The sequence below is a fragment of the Nannocystis bainbridge genome (genome assembly GCF_028368995.1).
Lineage (GTDB): Bacteria > Myxococcota_A > Polyangia > Nannocystales > Nannocystaceae > Nannocystis > Nannocystis bainbridge.
Window position 1 is genome coordinate 1,198,764 of the sequence record NZ_JAQNDL010000003.1, and the last position, 16,904, is coordinate 1,215,667.

Here is a 16,904-nt window from a genome sequence, read left to right on the forward strand (position 1 = left end):
TGCCGCATCGGGTGGTGTCGCTTCGGTGCTCATCCGGACAACGACCCCAGGCCTCGCGGCCATCAGCGCCTCCGGCCCACCCACAGCGCGAGGCCGAGCGAGGGCAAGGCCAGCAGATCGCTCGGATCTCGCACCAGCGCGACAGGCCCGAGCGCCGGCAGCCCCCTGCCCAGCGCCAGCGCCAGCCCTGCGTCGAGCGGCAGCCGCACCAGCCCCATGGCCCACGCCACGGCGATGTTCGCCGGCGGCCAGGTCTTGGCCAGCGCAAAGACCAGGCCCGTGAGCACCGCCAGCGCCCGCAGCCTCCGCGGCGAGGGCCCGCGGTAGCGCCCCGCCTGGCGCAGCCCGAGCTCGATCCATGCGTCGAGCAGCAGCGGCGTGAAGATCAGCCCGGCGAAATCGGACAGCTTGCCCGTCGCAAAGCCTGGGTACGCACGCTTCGCCCAGTGATCGTTGAGCAGCAACACCGCGACCGAGGCGAGCGCCGCGGGATGCAGCAACCCCTCGCCCGCTCGCCCCAGCCTCACGGCGTGGGATCCACGCGCACCGTGATCCCCGCCCCCGGAGGCACGACAGTGCCGTCGCCCCTCAGCCACGCAGACACCGTCGGCTCGACACGTACTGTGCCGCCGACCCCCTCGGCGCTCAGCGTGAAGCGCAGCTCGCAGGGACCTTCCGGTGGACACTTGGGCGAGTAAACCGTGGTGCTCACGGACACCTGATCGGTGGGCCCCGTGGACGACGCCGGCGCATCGGCGGCTTGCCCCGCCGGCGACTGGAGCGACAGGCGTACCTGCCCCGCGCCGCCTGATGTCGGCGTTTTTGTCGTCACGCGGACCGTCACCAGCCAGTCGGAGATCGACTCACCCGGCGCCGTCGCATGCGCCACCGCAACCACGATGTTCGCCGACTTGCTCGACGATGGCGCCACCTCCATCGGCGCCCCGGTGGCCGATGAATCCAGGTGCCAGCGCGGCTTCGATGTCGCCATGACCGACACGGAGGCGACCAGCAGCGCCGCGAACGTGGCCAGCTGGCGTGCCCTCGAAGGCCGCGCACGGCCAGTCTCCGCCTCGCACGGTGTCGCTGCGGTGTTCATCTCGGCCACGATACCTCAGCGCCGCCGGCCCACCCACAGCGCGAGTCCGAGCGAGTGCTTGATGTCGGCCTCGACGGAACCGACGATCTGGAAGGTCTGCTCCTCACCAGTGTCGTCATGGCCGAGCTTCACCGTTGCGCCGAACTGGCTCTTCCTCCCGGACATGAGCCAGCCTTAGCAGGCTTCGAGCGTCGCCTCAACCCGCCAGCGCTCGCTCGCGGGCGTTGTGCTCCTCGATCTCGCGCCGCTTCTGCGGGAAGGCGTCGCGCTCGGCCCCGACGTGATCACTCGTGCCCGTCGCCGAAGACAGCGCGTCCGTCGAGGTCGAGGTACAGGCCCGTCCGCGGGTCGCCGAGCCGCCGCGCTCTCGACCAGTCTTCGCGGGTGCCCTTGCGGACGAACGCGCCGGTGAGCTCGCGGTGGGACGGCGGGGCGATCGACGCCCACACGGACGTGTTCGCGTTCTGCGTCACCGCGTGGGAGAGCTCCCACGGCGAGCGCCCCGATTTTGTCACGCTCTCGGCAGTTCGAGACAACCCCTCGACTTCGGGCTCGCAGGGGGTCCAGGACGCCCCCCGCTGCGGGAGCGTCGGCCTGCCGCGGACTATCACGGGCACTTCGGCGCGAGGAAGCGGGCCTCGACCCCGTCATCGGGATCCACGAGCGCGCCGGCGATGCAAGTCTCGCTGACCGCGTAGATCGTCACCGTCCCCCCGGGCGCAAATCCGCCGGAGCCACCATTCGCGCAATCGCGGTCCCACACGGCGGAGACGCCTTCCATCGTGATGTCTTCGCCGTCGACATACTCTCCGGCGACGATCGGCCCCGGGAACTCGGCGTCGACGAGGAAGCCGCTGGTGCATCTCGTCCCGAAGCTGTCGGGCGAGATGTCATCGCACAGGAATTCCTCGGCGTCGGTCAGCCGAATCGACATCGGCCCGGTCCAGCGGGCGCCCTCGACCTTGGCGGGCGCCTCCGGCGGGAACTCGAGGCCCTGACAATTTTCCTCGACCGGATCGGGCCCGCCGGTGGTCGTCGTGGTGTCGTCCTCCGTCGTGGTGCCGGGTGAGCTGTCCGTCCCGGTCGGGTCGCCCGCCGTGGTCGTCCCGGGCTCCTCCGTGGTGCTCGTCCCGGGGCCCTCCGTGGTGCTCGTCCCGGGGCCCTCCGTGGTCGTCGGGTCGTCGCTCGTGCCCGTCGAGGTGCTCGTCGCGCCGCCGGTGTCCGAGCCGGTCGAGCCGGTCGAGCCGGTCGTCGCGGTCTCGCCGGGGGAGCCGGGCGTGCAGCCGGCGGTGAGGGTGAACGTCAGGAACCAGGGTGTAAGTGAAATGAATTCGTGGCGCATGGTGACTCGCGTCCGCGACAATGTGCCCGGGTTGCGTCGCCTCTGTCTGGGGGTCCGAGAGGAAATTCGACGCGCCGTCGGCCTCGCAGAGCGCGCACGTGGAGCGCCAGCGCGCCCCCGGGCGGTCACGCAGCGGCCTTCGCCTCGCGCACGATCGTCGGCACCTCGGCGGGCACCCCACGCTCGGGTGCTGTCGACCTCGCTTGGGGGCTCATGCGTGGTTGCGGCCGCGAGCGCCGTTCAGATAAAGGCTCTCCCGCGCGCTCTTTTGCCGCGACCGCGGGCCCGGGCTCCGTCTGGTCCGCGAACCCCTCCGAAGAAGAAACCTTCTCATGCGAATCAATTTCCTCTCGTCGCTCGCCCTCTCCTCCATCAGCTTCCTGCCGGCCTGCGGCGTCGACGGCGGCGGCTCCGACTCCGGCACCCAGGGTGAAAGCAGCGGGACGGTCGGCGCATCCACGACGGGGCCGCAGACCGACCCGGGCACGGACACGACGGTGACGCCGACGACCGGGATCACCGACGGAGCCAGCGACACACAGGATACCGACGGTACGGCGTCGCTGTCGGCCACGGGGACGGGCGCTCCGACGAGCTCCTCGTCGACGACCGACGAGACCTCCGGGACGAGTGACGACACGTCGAGCTCGACCGAGGCGAGCTCGACCGAGGCGAGCACTTCGACGACCGACGATACGACCGGGACCACCGCGGACAGCGAGACGACGACCACGAGCGAGAGCACGGGTGACACCGATCCGGGCGCGGAGGTCCTGATGAACCCGTTCGACCTGGCGCCCGGGATGAACACGTACGTCGGCGGACTGAACGACGAGAACTGGACCACCGAGTTCGCGCAGCCGAACGCGGGGAGGACGTTCTTCGCCTCGGGGAACGGCAACCAGATGGGGTCGTTCGTCGGCCTCGGGCTCACGAAGGACCTCGGCGGGGTGGTCGAGGACACCACGTACGAGGTGTCGTTCTTCGTCACGATGGACCTTGCGGGCTTCTCGGGGATCGAGCTGGCGGACTTCTCGACGCTGCGGATCGGCGGGCCGGCAGGGATGGTCGAGTGGACCAGCACGCCGACGCCGACCGTCGAGGACGAATGGGTGCAGTGGACCGGTACGTATACGCCGGCGCCGGCGGACCTCGGCGGGCCGTTCATCTTCGAGATGGTGTTCGACCTCGACGCGCAGCACTCGGTGGGGTTCGACGGGGTGGTCTCGGCGGTGCCGCTGCCCTGAAAGCGGGCGCGGGGCAATACGCTTATTCCACCGTAAAACGATGAATCATCGTATGTGAGTAGAGCCTGCCGGGCACCAGGATCACGCTGTCTCTCCAGGCAGGCACATGAATGGAGTTGGGGAACCGCTGCGACTCGAGGCAAAAGGCCGAGTGCCGGACGTGCGGCGAGCCCTTCCCACGGGTCGAGCCGTCCAGGAAGTTTCCCGTATAAAACTGCACCCCGGGCTGATCGGACTCGAGCGCCATCACTCTGCCGGTCCCCGGGTCTCGCACGCGCGCCACCGGCCGTAGCGAAAAGGCGGCACCGTCGACGACGAAGTTGTCGTCAAAGCCACCGGGGCCGTACCCGGTGGGCTGAAGGCGCGGTCCGATCGGCTGGGCCGTGGTGAAATCGAAGCGGGTCCCGGCGACGGGCTCGACCGCCCCTGCGGGCGGCAGGCCCGGCGTATACGCCTTCGCGTGCAAGGTCAGCTCGTGGCCTGCGATGCTGCTGGACCCCGGACCCCCGAGATTCCAGTACGTGTGGTGCGCCATGTTGACGAGGGTCGTCCTGTCCGTCATGGCCCGCATCTCGACGCGAAACTCGTCGGCGTCGGTCAATGAATAGAGGACCGTCGCCTGCACGCGCCCGGGGTACCCTTCTTCTCCGTCCGCCGATGTGTAGCTCAGCTTGATGGAAGGGCCGCGCTCGGAGCTGTCCGCCTCGGCATTCCACACGACCTTGTCCCACCCTCGTCTGCCGCCGTGGAGGTGACTGCCGGTGGCAGGGTCGTTCAGCGCCAACGCGTAGCGCTGGCCCTCCAGCTCGAACGTACCGCCCTTGATGCGATTGGCGACGCGCCCGATGGTCGCTCCGAAGTAAGGGGTATTCTCGAGGTAGCCCTGGAGGTCGTCGAAGCCACGCACGACATCGGCGAGTTCGCCGTCGCGCCCGCGCACCAGCAGCTCGGTGACGATCGCTCCGTAATTGATGACCTTCAGGACGGCGCCGTTCCTGTTGGTGAGGGTGTAGAGCGCCACCTCTGCGCCATGGAGCTGCCCGAAATGCGATCTCGTGATTCGGGCGGGGGGAGTGAAAGCTTCGACCATGGCGGGGCTCCTGACCGCGATTCTGGCGACCTGAGGTTTCGGGATGAGGGGTAGTCGACGATGCCCTGCCAGCGACCGGCTTCGAGCGCCATGTCTTCGGCCCGTCGCTCTGGCGGCTCGGGTCGTCGCAGGCGCGCGACGGTTCGTCGGTTACGCATGGCGGCTCGCACCCCGGGATGCGAGATCAGGCATGTTCTACCCGCCATTTCGCAGAGACCCCCAGCCGCTCGCCGGCTCGCCTCGCTCTCCGGCTGCCACCATGACCACGACGCTGATCTCGAGCAGGCGCTGGTTCGTGACGCAGTCAGGCATGGTCGCGGCCGTCTTCGTCTTGCCGGGGTGCAACGAGGAGGGTTCTCCCGCGTCCTCGAACCCGGTCAACGACGCGTGGGAGGCCAGGGCGATGGAGCTCGAAGCGACGGGTCAGGGCATCTACACGGCGGACGACGAGCTGGACCTGCCGGGCAAGGGGGAGACGCATCTCCCGCGAGTGGCGGTGTCCGGAAAGACGGTCACGGCGTCGACGACCCACGTGATGTCGGTCGAGGCCGATCACTTCATCCAGTATCACTATGTCCGCGACCAGGCGGACGTGATCTTCGCGCTGCGAGAGTACGTACTGGGCGAGGACCTCGCCGCGACCATGACATTCGCTATCCCCGAGGGCACGACGAGGTTCACCGTCTATCAATACTGCAACCTGCACTGGACATGGATGGCCGCGGAACAAACTGCTTCGACCTGAGCGCGGTCGGCCGTCCAGCAGGCTCCACCGCGCCTCGCCCTCGGTCGTCGACTCGAAGCCGAGGCCGATGGCCGACACCGCGAGGCCGCTATCGCCGAGGTTCCACGTCTGCATCTCGTGCTCCTTCAGGGTGAGACGATCAGGGCGTCACCAGCACCTTGATCGCCTCGCGCCGGTCCATAGCCGTCGAGGCCGATGGAGCGATCGAACACGCGCCCGGGATCGATCTTGCCCTCGAGGACCTCGGGCAGGAGCTCGCCGATGTACGCGCGCACCGGAGCCGGGCCGTGACCCATGCTCTGCCCGGTCTCGCTCGGGGCCATGTCGTGGTACGGCCACCGGTCGCTGCCGCAGATGCAAGCGCGGACCACCCGGACGATCGCGTCGGTCGGCTCAAGGATGGTGGGATCGGGGACGTTCTCGACGCGCACGTCGCCGGCGCCGTACATGTTGGTCGCACGCATGGGTCGCTCCCTCGGGTTCTCCGCGACGGCTCGCCTCGGTCGCAGCCTGTGCCGGAGCGCAGAGACAGTGGGCCCGATCGACGTCACCGGCCAGCCGCCGCGCGACGGGTGGCCCTCCCAGCGCTGATCGGCGACGGACCCGGGCTTGCGAGCGGCCGGGCAGTGCGGGTGGTCCGCCGGATGGGCCGAGCGAGCGACACCGCGAACCCGCGGTTCACTCGAGGTCGACGAGGCGCAGGTCGTAGCGCGGGTCGACGCCCGACGGCGCCGAGAATTGCGCCTCCCACGTCGCGAACTCGGGGCACTGCATCACCACCTCGAGGTTCGCGTCGAGCACGACGTCGTAATAATCGAGGTACGTCTCGCTGACCCCGCCGGCCGCGCGGAAGTGCAGCAGCGACGCCGCGGCCACCAGCGTCTCCTCGAGCTCGAAGCGCGCGCACGCCTGCATGTCGCCGCGGCGGAAGTAGAGGTCGTTCATCGCCGCGTCCACGCTGTTGAGCCGGTCGACATAGCGGTGCAGCAGCTCGTGCACCAGCGTCTCGGCCACGCCCTCGCGCATGTAGCGGAGGAAGTTCTCGTCGTCGCCGGGCTTGTCGTAGATCGGCCGGCTGCCGATCTGGTCCGATGACCCGAGGATCGTCTCGCGGTCGATCGAGATCGCCGGCACGTTGCTGTACAGGTCGAGGCCCTGATCCACGGTCGGCGCCGCGTCGAGCACGGTGATCCCGGCCGCGATGTAGAGCGGCGTGGTGTCGAACGAGATCACCACGCTGCGCGCCCGGTTCTTCCACGCCAGGCCGTCGAGCGCCGGATCCGCCGGGAACTCCGCCATGTCGACCAGCAGCGCCTGGTAGGTCGCCGGGTGATCGGTGCGCAGCAGCTCGAGCGCGCGCACGGTGAAGAACACCTCGAGCTGGTCGCGCGCCTCGTCCTGCTCGGTCATCACATAGACCGCGTCCCCGTAGCGATAGACGTGCCGCTCGCCGTCGAGCCAGGCGATGTTCGCCGGCGAGATCACGTCGTCGGTCGTGAACGCCCCCGTGGCGTTCGGGTGCAGGTAGCCGAGGTACTCGAGCGGCACCCCGTCGAGCGTGAACTCGTCGCACAGGAGGCTGGTCTCGCCCGGCCCCGGCTGCTCATCGGCGCCGCAGCTCAGCAGCTCGCACTCGATCCAGCGCAGGTCGTGCTCGGCGAGCGCGTCGGCGGCGACCTCGGGCACGACCCAGGTCGGCTCGCACACCCCCGCCCCGGTGTCCCCGGTGCTCGTCCCCTCGGTGCCCGTCGTGCTCGTGTCTGCCGTCGTGCCCGCGCTCGCATCACCCGTGCTGCTGGTGCTCGTGTCCGCCGTCGTGCCCGTGCTCGCGTCCATCGTCGTGCCCGTGCTCGCCTCCGTCGTCGTGCCCGACGGCTCGACGGTCGTGGTCGGCCCGGGCTCGCTCGTGGTCGTCGCGTCGCTCGTCGAATGGGTGCCGGCCGAGCCGTCGGAGTCGGTCTGCCCGGCCGGACCGCCGCAGCCCGGCGCCACCGCGAGCGCGACCGTGAGACCGAGGGATGAAAGGGAGCGCTGTGAAGTCTGCATGAATGGCGTCCTGCTGCCGGGGCCGTCGAAAGCTACACCGTCCCATCCGCCGGCGGAACGACCCTGCCGGGCCAGCGGTGGGGTCTCCGACCGACACGCACGCGCCGCCTCGAAGCCGTCGTTCGAGCGGATCGCCGCGACCGTGGCGACTGCATCGGACTGTGAGGCGAGGGATTTTCGGTCGCAGTTTCGCGGCGACTCGCGCGTATCATCGCCCCGCCATGACCCGCAAACGCACAGCGATCGTCCTCGGAGGCTCCGGCTCGGTCGGAGCCGCCCTGCTCCGCGAGTTGTTCCACGACGAGGGCTTCGACGCCGTCATCACGTTGTCGCGCCGCTCGCTGCCCGAGGCCGTCGCGCTGGCTCGCACCACCGGCCGCACGCTGGTGGAGAAGCTCGTGCCCGAGATGAAGCCCGCGGCCCTCGCCGCGGCGACCCTCGATGCAGCGAGCGCCGTCGAGGGCGAGCTCGAGGGATTCAGCGTGCTCGGCGTCGGCGCCGGCACCGGCAAGCTCACGCTCGAGCAGCATCGCGCGGTCGACGTGGCGCTGAACGAGGCGTTCGCGCGGGCCCTGCGAGACTCGGGCAAGGTCCAGCACCTCGCGTTCATGAGCGCCGCGGGTGCGGACGCGACCGCGAAGACCAGCGGCAGCGGTGCCGCCGGCATGGCGCGTTACAACCGGGTCAAGGGCGAGTCCGAGGCGGCCGTGAGCGCGAGCGGGCCGGCGCTGGTGAGCGTGTTCCGCCCGGCGATGATCATCGGCTCGCAGCACACGCCGTGGCTGCTCGAGAAGGCGCTGCCGCTGTTCTCGTTCGTGACGCCGGCGAAGTACCGATCGATCCGCGTCGAGCAGATCGCGCAAGCGATGGTCGCGGCGGCGAAGCACCACCCGGCGACGAGCGCGACGTACCACTACCCCGAGATGATGGCGCTGATCGCCAGCGGGCAACGCCAGCCGCCCGCCACCTGACCTGCGCTCCGCTGCGACTCGTGTCCGTCGCGCGACGGCTCGACAACATCTCGGAGACCCTGGAGGACGTGGTTAGCTCTACAGCGATCACCTGCTGGCCAAGCTCCTGTCCCTCGATGGCGACATCGGCCCGCCCGAGGCCACGACCCGCCAACAGAAGAGCGACCTGGTCGCATTCTTGAAGCGCCTGTGATGAAATCGAAGTGACGATTCCGCCGGCTCCCGACGACACCAATGACGACACCCTCGGCCGCACGAACGGCGTACGGATCGACGGCGATCGCACGAGGCTGACGATTCGCGGCGCCTGGCAGACCGTGCCCGCGTCGTCGTCGCCCGCGCTGCGATCGCCGACGTCCTCGTCGCCGCGCCGGTCCGCGGCCGTCGGGCCTTGTCGGGGACCACGATCGGGGCTGCCATGGCGCACCAGTCCGCACAGCGGTGCCCGTCCACCTTTCACCTACACGGCGGCATCGTGCGCAGTTCGCTGCGTGGGGGCTCGCGGCCGGATTGACGAATCGTAAATGTGTCGGCCTAATCGTCAGCTCGGTTCGGAGGTTTGGACATGCGCAAGTTGATCGTGATCGGTGTGTTTGCAGCGTGCGGGCTCGGGGTCGTCGAGACCGCGGTGGCCAATTACTTCTACCCGGGCAAGGTGATCATCGGCACCGGCATCGGTGGCGGCGGCGGCGGGACCACGACGACGGGCAGTACGCTCGGTCAGGACGCCAACAAGATGGGCGGCGGCGAGCCCTGTACGGTCAAGCCGATCGCCTGTGAGTGCTTCACCGGCGTGCCGGTGCTGGAGGCCTGTGCCAAGAGCGGCGCCGACCTGCAGTGCTTGACGCCGAAGACCAAATACGACGCGATCGAGCAGCAGGGGCTGGTCGTCGTCGGCGACAAGACGATGACGCTCGGCGGGCTGGTCTGCGCCGGCAAGTCCGACGGGACCGCGTACGTCAACCTGCCCTAGAGGACAGCCAGCGATCGACCTCGGCGGCGGCCGGCTTGAACGCCGCGCCGACGCCGAGGAATCCGGCCTTCGCCTGCGCCGCGAGCTCGCGGCTGCGCGCGGCGTTGGCCGGGCCTGACTGGACGAGCGCGCGAGCCAGCGCGAACTGGGCCTCGGCGACGTCGTACGGGGCGACAAAGGCGTTCTGCGGCAGCAGCGGGAGCGCCTGCTCGAGCGCCTCGACGGCGGCGGCGTGGCGGCCGGCGGCGAGGTGGACGCGACCGAGGCCGGCGAGCGGGACGCCACGCGTCGGATCGGCGGGGTCGGGCTTGAGCTCGGCGAGGGCGCGCTGGAAGGTGCGCTCGGCGTCGTCGAGCCGACCGGCACGAAGCTGCGCGGTCGCCATGCCCGCGAGCGCCTGCGTGGTCCGCGGGTGACCTGTCCCGAAGGCCAGCTGGAAGATCGCCAGCGCGTCGGCGAACGACTGCTCCGACGCGGTGAATTCGCCGGCGAAAAGGTGGGTGTTGCCGAGCTCGATCAGGCTGTCGCCGCGGCTCGGGTGAGCGGGCGGCAGGTGGGCGTCGTAGATCGCCAGCGCCTGTCGGAACGCGGCCAGCGACTCGGGGTAGCGCGCCTCGAACTGGGCGATCATGCCGAGGTTGAAGTGCACGGTCGCCAGCGCGGGGTGGCTGTCGCCGTAGGCGCCGCGCACGATCGCCAGCGTGCGGGTGAACGTCGCCTCGGCGTCGTCGAAGTCGAACAGGCTCAGCTCGGCGGCGCCGATGTTGTTGAGCACGTCGCCGAGCACGGGGTGGTGGGCGCCGTAGGTCTGCTCGAAGATCGCCAGGGCGCGGCGGTACTCGGCGATCGCGGCCGGGTAGTCGCCGCGCAGGAACTTGAGCGTGCCGCGGGAGATCACGGCCTGGCCGTGGGCGATCGAGGTCTCGCCGTGGAGCTGGGCCCGCAGCTCGACGGCGCGGTCGATGTGCGGCGCGGCGCGATCGAGGTCGCCGCGGGTCAGCAGCAGATCGCCCAGGCGACCCTCGAGCAGCGCCTCGGCGGTGCCGCCGTCCGCCAGGCCGCCGGTGGCGCCGCGCGCGAGCTCGGCGAGGTGCAGGCCCTCGTCGAAGCGGGCCTGTCGCACGCCGACCGTGCGCACGAGGTCGATCGTCGCGGCGGCGCGGATGTCGTCGTCGCCAGCGCGATCGGCCGTCGCCGCGGTGCGCAGCAGCAGCGCCTCGGCGGTCGGATAGTCGCCGAGCTGGTCGTCGATCTTGCCGGCGAGGTGCAGCGTCGCGGCGAGCGTCGGCGGATGCGCCAGCGCCTCGGCCTCGACGCGCAGCGGCCCCAGCTCGGCGCGCGCGGCCTTGAACTGACCGACGTCGAGCTTCGCCTGCACGCCGGCGAGGCGGGCCCGCAGATCGTCGACGGCGCGCGCGACCGCGGGGTCGTCGGGTGCGGGGCTGCGCGCGAGCAGGGCGCGGGTGTCGGCGCAGCGCGCGAGCGTGGGCAGTTGGTCGGCGGCTTGCACGGCCTTCTCGAGCACCGCGGCGTCGGCGGTCGTCAGCACGCCGACGAGCGCGCGCAGGGCGGTCTTGCGATCGTCGAGGCAGGCGGCGCGCAGGTCGTACAGCGAGTCGGACTGCTCGCCGCTGCGGTGCGACTCGCAGGCGCCGCGGCGCATGTCGATCCACGCCCCGGCGTAGTCGCCGAGCCGCTGGCCGACGCGCGTCGCGACGTCGTCGGCGTAGGCGGCCCCGGTCGCGGTGAGGGCCTCGCGGACGGCGCGGGCGACGGAGGGATCCCAGACGCCGGTGAGCTGTTCACCGGCGCCGACGCAGGTCGCGGCGTCGCGGGCCTGGATCGCGTAGGCCGCGTAACCGCCGGCGCTGGCGAACATCATCACGCCGGCCGCGACCGCGGCGATGCCGAGGCGCCGCCGCCGGGCGCGGTCGGGGTCGGCCGACAGCACCTGCAGCAGCGCGTCCATCGTCGGGAAGCGGTGCGTCGGGTCGATGCTGAGGCCGCGGACCAGCGCGGCGTGGACCCAACCCGGGACCCCGATGTCGCGCGGCGCTTCGAGGCGCCTGTCCTCGAGGACAGCCTTCGAGATCTCCGCCGTCGTCGCGCCCTTGAACGGGCGATAGCCGTACAGCGCCTCGAACAGGGCGACGCAGAAGCTGAACTGGTCGCTGAGCGCGTCGGCCGGCTCGCGCAGCAGCTGCTCGGGGGCCATGTACGCGGGGGTGCCGATGAACGTGCCGATCTGCGTCAGCTCGACGCTGCTCGCGCTCGGCGGCGGGCCGCCGGTGAGCGTCATCGCGTTCTCGTCGTGACGGGCGAGGCCGAAGTCGACGACGCACACGCGGCCGTCGTCGCCGACGAGCACGTTGTCGGGCTTGAAGTCGCGGTGGACCAGGCCGGCGCCGTGGGCCGCGGCGAGGCCGTGGCCGGCTTGCAGGTACACGCCGACGATCGTGCGCCACGACCGGTCCTCGCGCTTGAGCCAGTCCTTGAGGTTGTCGCCGCTGACGAACTCCATGGCGATGAACACGGCGTCGCCGAACGGCCCGACGTCGTAGACCTGGGCCACGTTCGGGTGCGACAGCTTGGCCATCGCCTGCGCCTCGCGCAAAAGCCGGGCCTGGCCGACGCTCTGCTGCTGGCCGCGGAATTCGCCGCGCAACAGCTTGAGCGCGACCTTGCGCTCGAGCTGCTCGTCATACGCCGAGTAGACGACGCCCATGCCGCCCTCGCCGAGCTTGCGCAGCACGATGAACCGGCCGATCTTCGCCGGGCCCGCGTCATCGTCCGGCTCGACCCGCCGGCCGCGCTCGGGCGCCGACGCGGCCGCGTCGACGCGGGTGACGAACTGGCTCGTGCGTGTGGTGTCGACGGGCATCGGCGCCTGTTCCAGGGTCACGGATGCCGACGAAGCGTGCAAGCAGGAGCCGGGCGTTCTCGAACTTCGGTGCGCAATCGTGCGACAACCGTGTCGCCGTTGCGCTGCGCACCGCCCCGACCCGCAGGCGGCCGCGGCGCAGCCAACGGCCGGGGGGCGCCACCGGCCGATGTCCCCCGGGACATGTCCGATCGTGCTGGGCGCGCCGCGCACCGAGGCTCGGCGCAGGCAGGGCTCGGGGGTCGGGGCGCCCCGGGACGGCGGCGGGGTCACGCCGACGGCCGCGCCGCCCGAAGATCATGACCTGTCCCGAAGAGTGCGTGCGACGATTCAGACATGTCACTCCAATTGCTCGAAGCACCCGATGGTTGCAGTCTGGCAGTTCACTCCGCATGGAGAACCCAACGGTCCCCGGGGCGAGCAACGAGTCTCACCCTATCCATGAGTGGTATGATTCCCCGACATTTCCAGCATCGCTGAAGCCCACGTCTCCCGAGGTCGAGCCCCGAGGTCGTCGCGTCGGCCGGCTGCCCGGCGGCACAGGCGAGGGCGCGGCGCGAGACACGCCCGCCACGGCGTCCCCGCGGCCGAGGCGCGCAGATGCGCACGATCTCGGGATATTTCGTACATTCAGGGCCGCAGTTTCTGGCGGAGCATTCGCCGGCGATCCGTTCGCCTTTGAGTGACGCAACCACCAGCAGATGACAACTTTGCGCCGCACCTTCCGCGTCGCCGCCTCGCCGGAACAGCTCCTCCCTTTCGTCCAGTTCAAGATCGCCGGTCCGGACAGCCGCGTGGCGCGGGTCCGCTTCGACCTCGTCCATGCGCGGGGCTTTCACCTCCTGCGCGCCGCGGAGAATGTCCCGGCCCTCTCCGAATGGGTCGTGGGGGCGCGCGTACGCCTCGAGCGCACACAGGGTGGGACGGTCGTCACGGTCGCACACGCCGGGACCCTCCTGCGCCGCAATGGCCACCTGTCGGCAGCGCGGCCCCTCGTGATGGCGGTGACGTCCTTCATGATGACGGTGGCGACGTTGTGGGCAGGGCTCACTCGGAGCGACGACCCCGGCGCGCTGCTGTTCTGCCTCATGTTCCTGGTGTTGTTCGTGGCGACTTCTCGGCCGCTCGTCGCCAACTATCGCCGCCGCGACGCACACTTCGCTGAGCTCGCCGACGCGCTGCAGGAGGTCCTGGCCCCGCTCTCCGATCCCGAGCTCGCCCCGATCGCCCTGCGCATCGCGGCCGAGTTTCAAGCGCGCACCGGGGGCTGACGAGCGGCGCGTCCAGCCCCGTCCCGTACGGGGCCGCGCTCGAGCCTCGGCACCGAGTGCGTGCATTGGCGCCACGCGCGCCCGTTCGGGGTTCGTTTCGCATGAACAGTGTTGTCGCTCCGCGGGCCGCGAGGGCGGGCCGCGATGCTTGCACCTGACCGCGACGACGGCATCTTCGCCGGCTGTGTCCGACACATCCAAGCCACCAGAATGGTCCGAGCCCGCGGCGATGGCGATCCCGGAGGGCGGCTTCTTCCCCGACGACGTCGAGTACGGCCGTTACGGGCCCATCTTCCCCAAAACGCCCGCGTGCTACGGCTTCACCATCGTCGCCAAGATCATCCCCGGGCGCGAAGAGGCCTTTCGCGAGCACGGGCGCACCCTGGAAAAGGCAGTGAAGGATCAGCCCGACATCCTCGCCCCGCTCGAGCTGCACTACCTGCGCTGGGTGCTGTTCGAGATCAAAGGCGAGACGTACTTCATGTACCAGGGCATCTTCGACACCGACTTCGACAAATACACCGAGGACGCCGTCGCCCTGTTCTCGCAGTCCGGGATCAGCACCGTGTTCGAGAACCTCGAGGGCTTCCCGGCCGACTGGAAGACCAACCCGGAGGCCTTCGTCGAATTCGTGCGAGCGCACCACCGCCCCAGCTTCCTCGAGTACGGCGAATATCCGTACGTCAGCGCCGACGAGATCAAGAAGGCGCTGCGCGTGAAGCACTTGTTCTCCCAGATGCTCGATCAGATGCAGTGAGGCCCACGCCCCGATGCTCGACCTCGACGACATTCAGTACATCCTGCTGAACCGCGCGCCGGCCCGCGCCGGGCGGTACGAGTTCCTCTCGTTCGCCAGCGCGGAGGCCGGGCGGGCGTGGCTGTCCGCGCTCGTGGATCAGGTGCATTCGGTCGAGACGATGCGGGCGTCGATCGCCGACGAAAAACGGTGGGTGACGCTCGCGTTCACGTGGAACGGGCTGCGCGCCCTCGGCGTCGACGAGGCCGCGCTGGCCACCTTCCCGGAGGAGTTTCGCCAGGGCATGGCGGCGCGCGCGGAGATCCTCGGCGACACCGGCGCGAATCACCCGGACCACTGGGTGGACGGCACGACCGACCCGGACCTCCACGCCATCGTCCTCCTCTTCACCCGCACCGTCGAGGACCGAGCGCACTACCAGGAGGAGCTCGCCAGCCTGCTGGCTGCCTCTCCGGGTGCGGAGCTGCTCTCGGCGCTCGACGTCGAGGCCATCCCACCGTTCGGCTACGCCCACGACCACTTCGGCTACCGCGACCAGCTGACGAACCTGGCCATCGAGGGCTCCGGCGACGCGCCGACGCCCGGCTCCGGCGGGCTGCTGAAGCCGGGCGAGTTCATCCTCGGCTATCCCGACGAGCACGGACCGCCGGCGGGCCGACCGCAGCCGGAGGTCCTCTCGCGCAACGGCAGCTTCCTGGCGTATCGCCGGCTGCAGGAGCACGTGGGCAAGTTCCGCGAATTCCTCGCGGAGCACGGCGAGACCCCCGAGGAGCAGGAGCTCCTGGCGGCGAAGCTGATGGGTCGCTGGCGCAGCGGCGCCCCGCTGGTGCTCGCGCCCGACAAGGACGACCCGAAGCTCGCCGACGACCCGCAGCGCAACAACGACTTCAATTACAAGCAGGATGACCCGTTCGGCTACGCCGTACCGCTCGGCGCGCACATCCGCCGCGTGAACCCGCGGGACACCGCGGCCAGCATCAACCGGCACCGCATGATCCGCCGCGGCGCCACCTACGGCCCGCACCTGCCCGACGATGCGCCGGAGGACGATCAGGAGCGCGGCGTCGCGGCCTTCGTGCTCTGCGCCAGCCTGATCCGCCAGTTCGAGTTCGCCCAGAACGTGTGGATCAACGACAAGAACTTCCACGAGCTCGGCAACGAGCGCGATCCGATCATCGGCACCCAGGACGGTACGCTCGAGTTCAAGATCCCGACGCGACCGATCCGGCGAACGATCACCGGCCTGCCCGCCTTCACCACCGTACGCGGCGGCGCCTACTTCTTCATCCCCGGGATCGAGGCGCTGCGCTGGCTCGCCGCCGGCGATTGATCGCACGCGCACGAGCCTGTCCACCCCCTCCCCCGATTCATCGCCATGCCCCCCAAGAACCCCAACCTACCGCCGGCGAGGACCTACAATCAGGCCCATATCCCGCGCAAGTACACACCCGGCAAGCGGCGCATCAGCATCTACTGGGCGTGGAGCTACCCGTGGGAGGCCCAGTGCAGCCTCCTGACGCTGGACAACCGCTACTCGACCTTCACCGAGGTGCGCAGGGTGCTGTGGCCGGCCTACGAGACGCCGGAGTACAGCCCGGCGCAGTTCCTGCAAGGAATCGACGGGACGCTGGAGCTGTTCCACCGCTCCGCGCTGAGCTTTCAGACGGTCGCCGGCGAGGCCACCGGCCACCCCGTGGCGGTGTTCCAGCGCATCGATCAGGCCGGCTTCACGCAGCCGATCGACGAGCGGATCCTCGCCGACACCGACACGCTGCTGGTGTTCGGCCTCGACAGCCTGAGCTCCGACCAGGCGGCCGCGCCGGCGGAGATCGAGGCCATCCAGCACTGGCTGAAGCGGCAGGACACCTGCATCGTGATCGCCCCGCACCACGACGTGGGCGACACCCCGGATTACAAGCAGCGCCAGGAAGAATACGAGCACCACGGCGACCCGCTCGTGCCCCGGCAGCAGCGCTTCAGCGGCTACACCCGGTCGCTGTTGCAGGCGCTGGACATCCCCGTGATCAACCAATGGGGTCTGCACCCCGCGTTCGCACCGGGCACCAAGGAGATCGCTCCCCTGACGTCCTTCCACGATCTGGACAAGAAGGGGCTGCTCAAAGACGTCCCGACATTCAACTTGCATCCCCACCTCCCGCACTACGCGCTGATCGGCGACGACACGAAGTCGGTGCAGGTGCTCGCGCGCCAGCCCATCAATCTCCAACGCCCGCACCCCTTCACCGCGGCGGGCAACACCGAGTTCAACTGCCTGCTCTGGCTCCCGCCCGCCGGGCAGCGCGCCGGCGACATCCTGATGGTCGATTCGACCCACTTCACGACCCTGTTCGGCGGCACCGACAGCTTGCGGCAATTCTGGCGGAACCTCGCGCGGATGCAGTGACGCCGCGAGCCCGGACCCGATCGCGCGCGGCGTCTGCCACGGCTCCGGCCGCCGCCCGCTCGGCATGACGCGCGCCGC

At 70.1% G+C, this 16,904-nt stretch carries 15 protein-coding genes and 2 pseudogenes; 8 read left to right on the forward strand and 9 right to left on the reverse strand.

The window, feature by feature from the left end:
- Positions 1-62: 62 nt before the first annotated feature.
- The 5 genes and pseudogenes from POL25_RS29990 to POL25_RS30010 form a co-directional block, all read right to left on the reverse strand.
- Positions 63-527 carry a hypothetical protein gene (locus POL25_RS29990; protein ID WP_272089673.1) on the reverse strand — a complete coding sequence of 155 codons (465 nt, stop codon included), beginning with the start codon at positions 525-527 and terminating at the stop codon, positions 63-65.
- Positions 524-1,099, reverse strand: a complete 576-nt coding sequence (locus tag POL25_RS29995) for a hypothetical protein (protein WP_272089675.1) — start codon at positions 1,097-1,099, stop codon at positions 524-526. The genes POL25_RS29990 and POL25_RS29995 overlap by 4 nt, the downstream gene beginning before the upstream one ends.
- A gap of 57 nt (positions 1,100-1,156) precedes the next feature.
- Positions 1,157-1,264, reverse strand: a pseudogene (locus POL25_RS30000) (GreA/GreB family elongation factor); the annotation flags it as partial.
- 119 nt (positions 1,265-1,383) lie between these two features.
- On the reverse strand, positions 1,384-1,572 hold the full coding sequence (locus tag POL25_RS30005; RefSeq protein ID WP_272089677.1) for a hypothetical protein: 189 nt from the start codon (positions 1,570-1,572) through the stop codon (positions 1,384-1,386).
- A gap of 134 nt (positions 1,573-1,706) precedes the next feature.
- Positions 1,707-2,441 carry a hypothetical protein gene (locus POL25_RS30010; protein WP_272089678.1) on the reverse strand — a complete coding sequence of 245 codons (735 nt, stop codon included), beginning with the start codon at positions 2,439-2,441 and terminating at the stop codon, positions 1,707-1,709.
- Positions 2,442-2,773: 332 nt separating this feature from the next.
- Here POL25_RS30010 and POL25_RS30015 point away from each other — a divergent pair, with 332 nt between their 5' ends.
- Positions 2,774-3,688, forward strand: coding sequence for a hypothetical protein (locus POL25_RS30015; RefSeq protein WP_272089679.1), 915 nt, complete (start codon positions 2,774-2,776; stop codon positions 3,686-3,688).
- Between the two features lie 22 nt (positions 3,689-3,710).
- Here POL25_RS30015 and POL25_RS30020 read toward each other — a convergent pair whose 3' ends face one another.
- Positions 3,711-4,778: an aldose epimerase family protein gene (locus POL25_RS30020; RefSeq protein ID WP_272089680.1), complete on the reverse strand. Its 1,068-nt coding sequence runs from the start codon at positions 4,776-4,778 to the stop codon at positions 3,711-3,713.
- 259 nt (positions 4,779-5,037) lie between these two features.
- Between POL25_RS30020 and POL25_RS30025 the strand changes: the two genes are divergently transcribed.
- Positions 5,038-5,523, forward strand: coding sequence for a hypothetical protein (locus tag POL25_RS30025; RefSeq protein WP_272089681.1), 486 nt, complete (start codon positions 5,038-5,040; stop codon positions 5,521-5,523).
- A gap of 287 nt (positions 5,524-5,810) precedes the next feature.
- Here POL25_RS30025 and POL25_RS45040 read toward each other — a convergent pair.
- Positions 5,811-5,987, reverse strand: a pseudogene (locus POL25_RS45040) (IMP dehydrogenase); the annotation flags it as partial.
- A gap of 214 nt (positions 5,988-6,201) precedes the next feature.
- Positions 6,202-7,569: a hypothetical protein gene (locus tag POL25_RS30035; RefSeq protein ID WP_272089683.1), complete on the reverse strand. Its 1,368-nt coding sequence runs from the start codon at positions 7,567-7,569 to the stop codon at positions 6,202-6,204.
- 221 nt (positions 7,570-7,790) lie between these two features.
- Between POL25_RS30035 and POL25_RS30040 the strand changes: the two genes are divergently transcribed.
- A complete protein-coding gene (locus tag POL25_RS30040) occupies positions 7,791-8,540 on the forward strand; it encodes a Rossmann-fold NAD(P)-binding domain-containing protein (RefSeq protein ID WP_272089684.1) in 750 nt (249 codons plus the stop codon).
- 565 nt (positions 8,541-9,105) lie between these two features.
- Positions 9,106-9,513 carry a hypothetical protein gene (locus POL25_RS30045; RefSeq protein ID WP_272089685.1) on the forward strand — a complete coding sequence of 136 codons (408 nt, stop codon included), beginning with the start codon at positions 9,106-9,108 and terminating at the stop codon, positions 9,511-9,513.
- Here POL25_RS30045 and POL25_RS30050 read toward each other — a convergent pair.
- Complete coding sequence (locus POL25_RS30050) at positions 9,500-12,415, reverse strand: serine/threonine-protein kinase (protein ID WP_272089686.1); 2,916 nt, start codon at positions 12,413-12,415, stop codon at positions 9,500-9,502. The genes POL25_RS30045 and POL25_RS30050 overlap by 14 nt on opposite strands.
- Before the next feature lie 680 nt (positions 12,416-13,095).
- Between POL25_RS30050 and POL25_RS30055 the strand changes: the two genes are divergently transcribed.
- The 4 genes from POL25_RS30055 (at position 13,096) to POL25_RS30070 (ending at position 16,826) form a co-directional block, all read left to right on the forward strand.
- A complete protein-coding gene (locus POL25_RS30055; protein ID WP_272089687.1) occupies positions 13,096-13,665 on the forward strand; it encodes a hypothetical protein in 570 nt (189 codons plus the stop codon).
- Positions 13,666-13,894: 229 nt separating this feature from the next.
- Positions 13,895-14,422, forward strand: a complete 528-nt coding sequence (locus tag POL25_RS30060; RefSeq protein WP_373372135.1) for a hypothetical protein — start codon at positions 13,895-13,897, stop codon at positions 14,420-14,422.
- Between the two features lie 13 nt (positions 14,423-14,435).
- The gene (locus POL25_RS30065; protein ID WP_272089689.1) at positions 14,436-15,752 is read left to right on the forward strand and encodes a Dyp-type peroxidase; all 1,317 of its coding nucleotides are present in this window, start codon (positions 14,436-14,438) and stop codon (positions 15,750-15,752) included.
- 45 nt (positions 15,753-15,797) lie between these two features.
- Positions 15,798-16,826: a hypothetical protein gene (locus POL25_RS30070; protein ID WP_272089690.1), complete on the forward strand. Its 1,029-nt coding sequence runs from the start codon at positions 15,798-15,800 to the stop codon at positions 16,824-16,826.
- Positions 16,827-16,904: the final 78 nt, after the last annotated feature.

Bases quoted from the DNA above. Each gene is read 5' to 3' on its own strand.
- POL25_RS29995 (WP_272089675.1), bottom strand. From the start codon at position 1,099: ATGAACACCGCAGCGACACCGTGCGAGGCGGAGACTGGCCGTGCGCGG.
- POL25_RS30010 (WP_272089678.1), bottom strand. From the start codon at position 2,441: ATGCGCCACGAATTCATTTCACTTACACCCTGGTTCCTGACGTTCACC.
- POL25_RS30015 (WP_272089679.1), top strand. From the start codon at position 2,774: ATGCGAATCAATTTCCTCTCGTCGCTCGCCCTCTCCTCCATCAGCTTC.
- POL25_RS30020 (WP_272089680.1), bottom strand. From the start codon at position 4,778: ATGGTCGAAGCTTTCACTCCCCCCGCCCGAATCACGAGATCGCATTTC.
- POL25_RS30025 (WP_272089681.1), top strand. From the start codon at position 5,038: ATGACCACGACGCTGATCTCGAGCAGGCGCTGGTTCGTGACGCAGTCA.
- POL25_RS30035 (WP_272089683.1), bottom strand. From the start codon at position 7,569: ATGCAGACTTCACAGCGCTCCCTTTCATCCCTCGGTCTCACGGTCGCG.
- POL25_RS30040 (WP_272089684.1), top strand. From the start codon at position 7,791: ATGACCCGCAAACGCACAGCGATCGTCCTCGGAGGCTCCGGCTCGGTC.
- POL25_RS30045 (WP_272089685.1), top strand. From the start codon at position 9,106: ATGCGCAAGTTGATCGTGATCGGTGTGTTTGCAGCGTGCGGGCTCGGG.
- POL25_RS30055 (WP_272089687.1), top strand. From the start codon at position 13,096: ATGACAACTTTGCGCCGCACCTTCCGCGTCGCCGCCTCGCCGGAACAG.
- POL25_RS30060 (WP_373372135.1), top strand. From the start codon at position 13,895: ATGGCGATCCCGGAGGGCGGCTTCTTCCCCGACGACGTCGAGTACGGC.
- POL25_RS30065 (WP_272089689.1), top strand. From the start codon at position 14,436: ATGCTCGACCTCGACGACATTCAGTACATCCTGCTGAACCGCGCGCCG.
- POL25_RS30070 (WP_272089690.1), top strand. From the start codon at position 15,798: ATGCCCCCCAAGAACCCCAACCTACCGCCGGCGAGGACCTACAATCAG.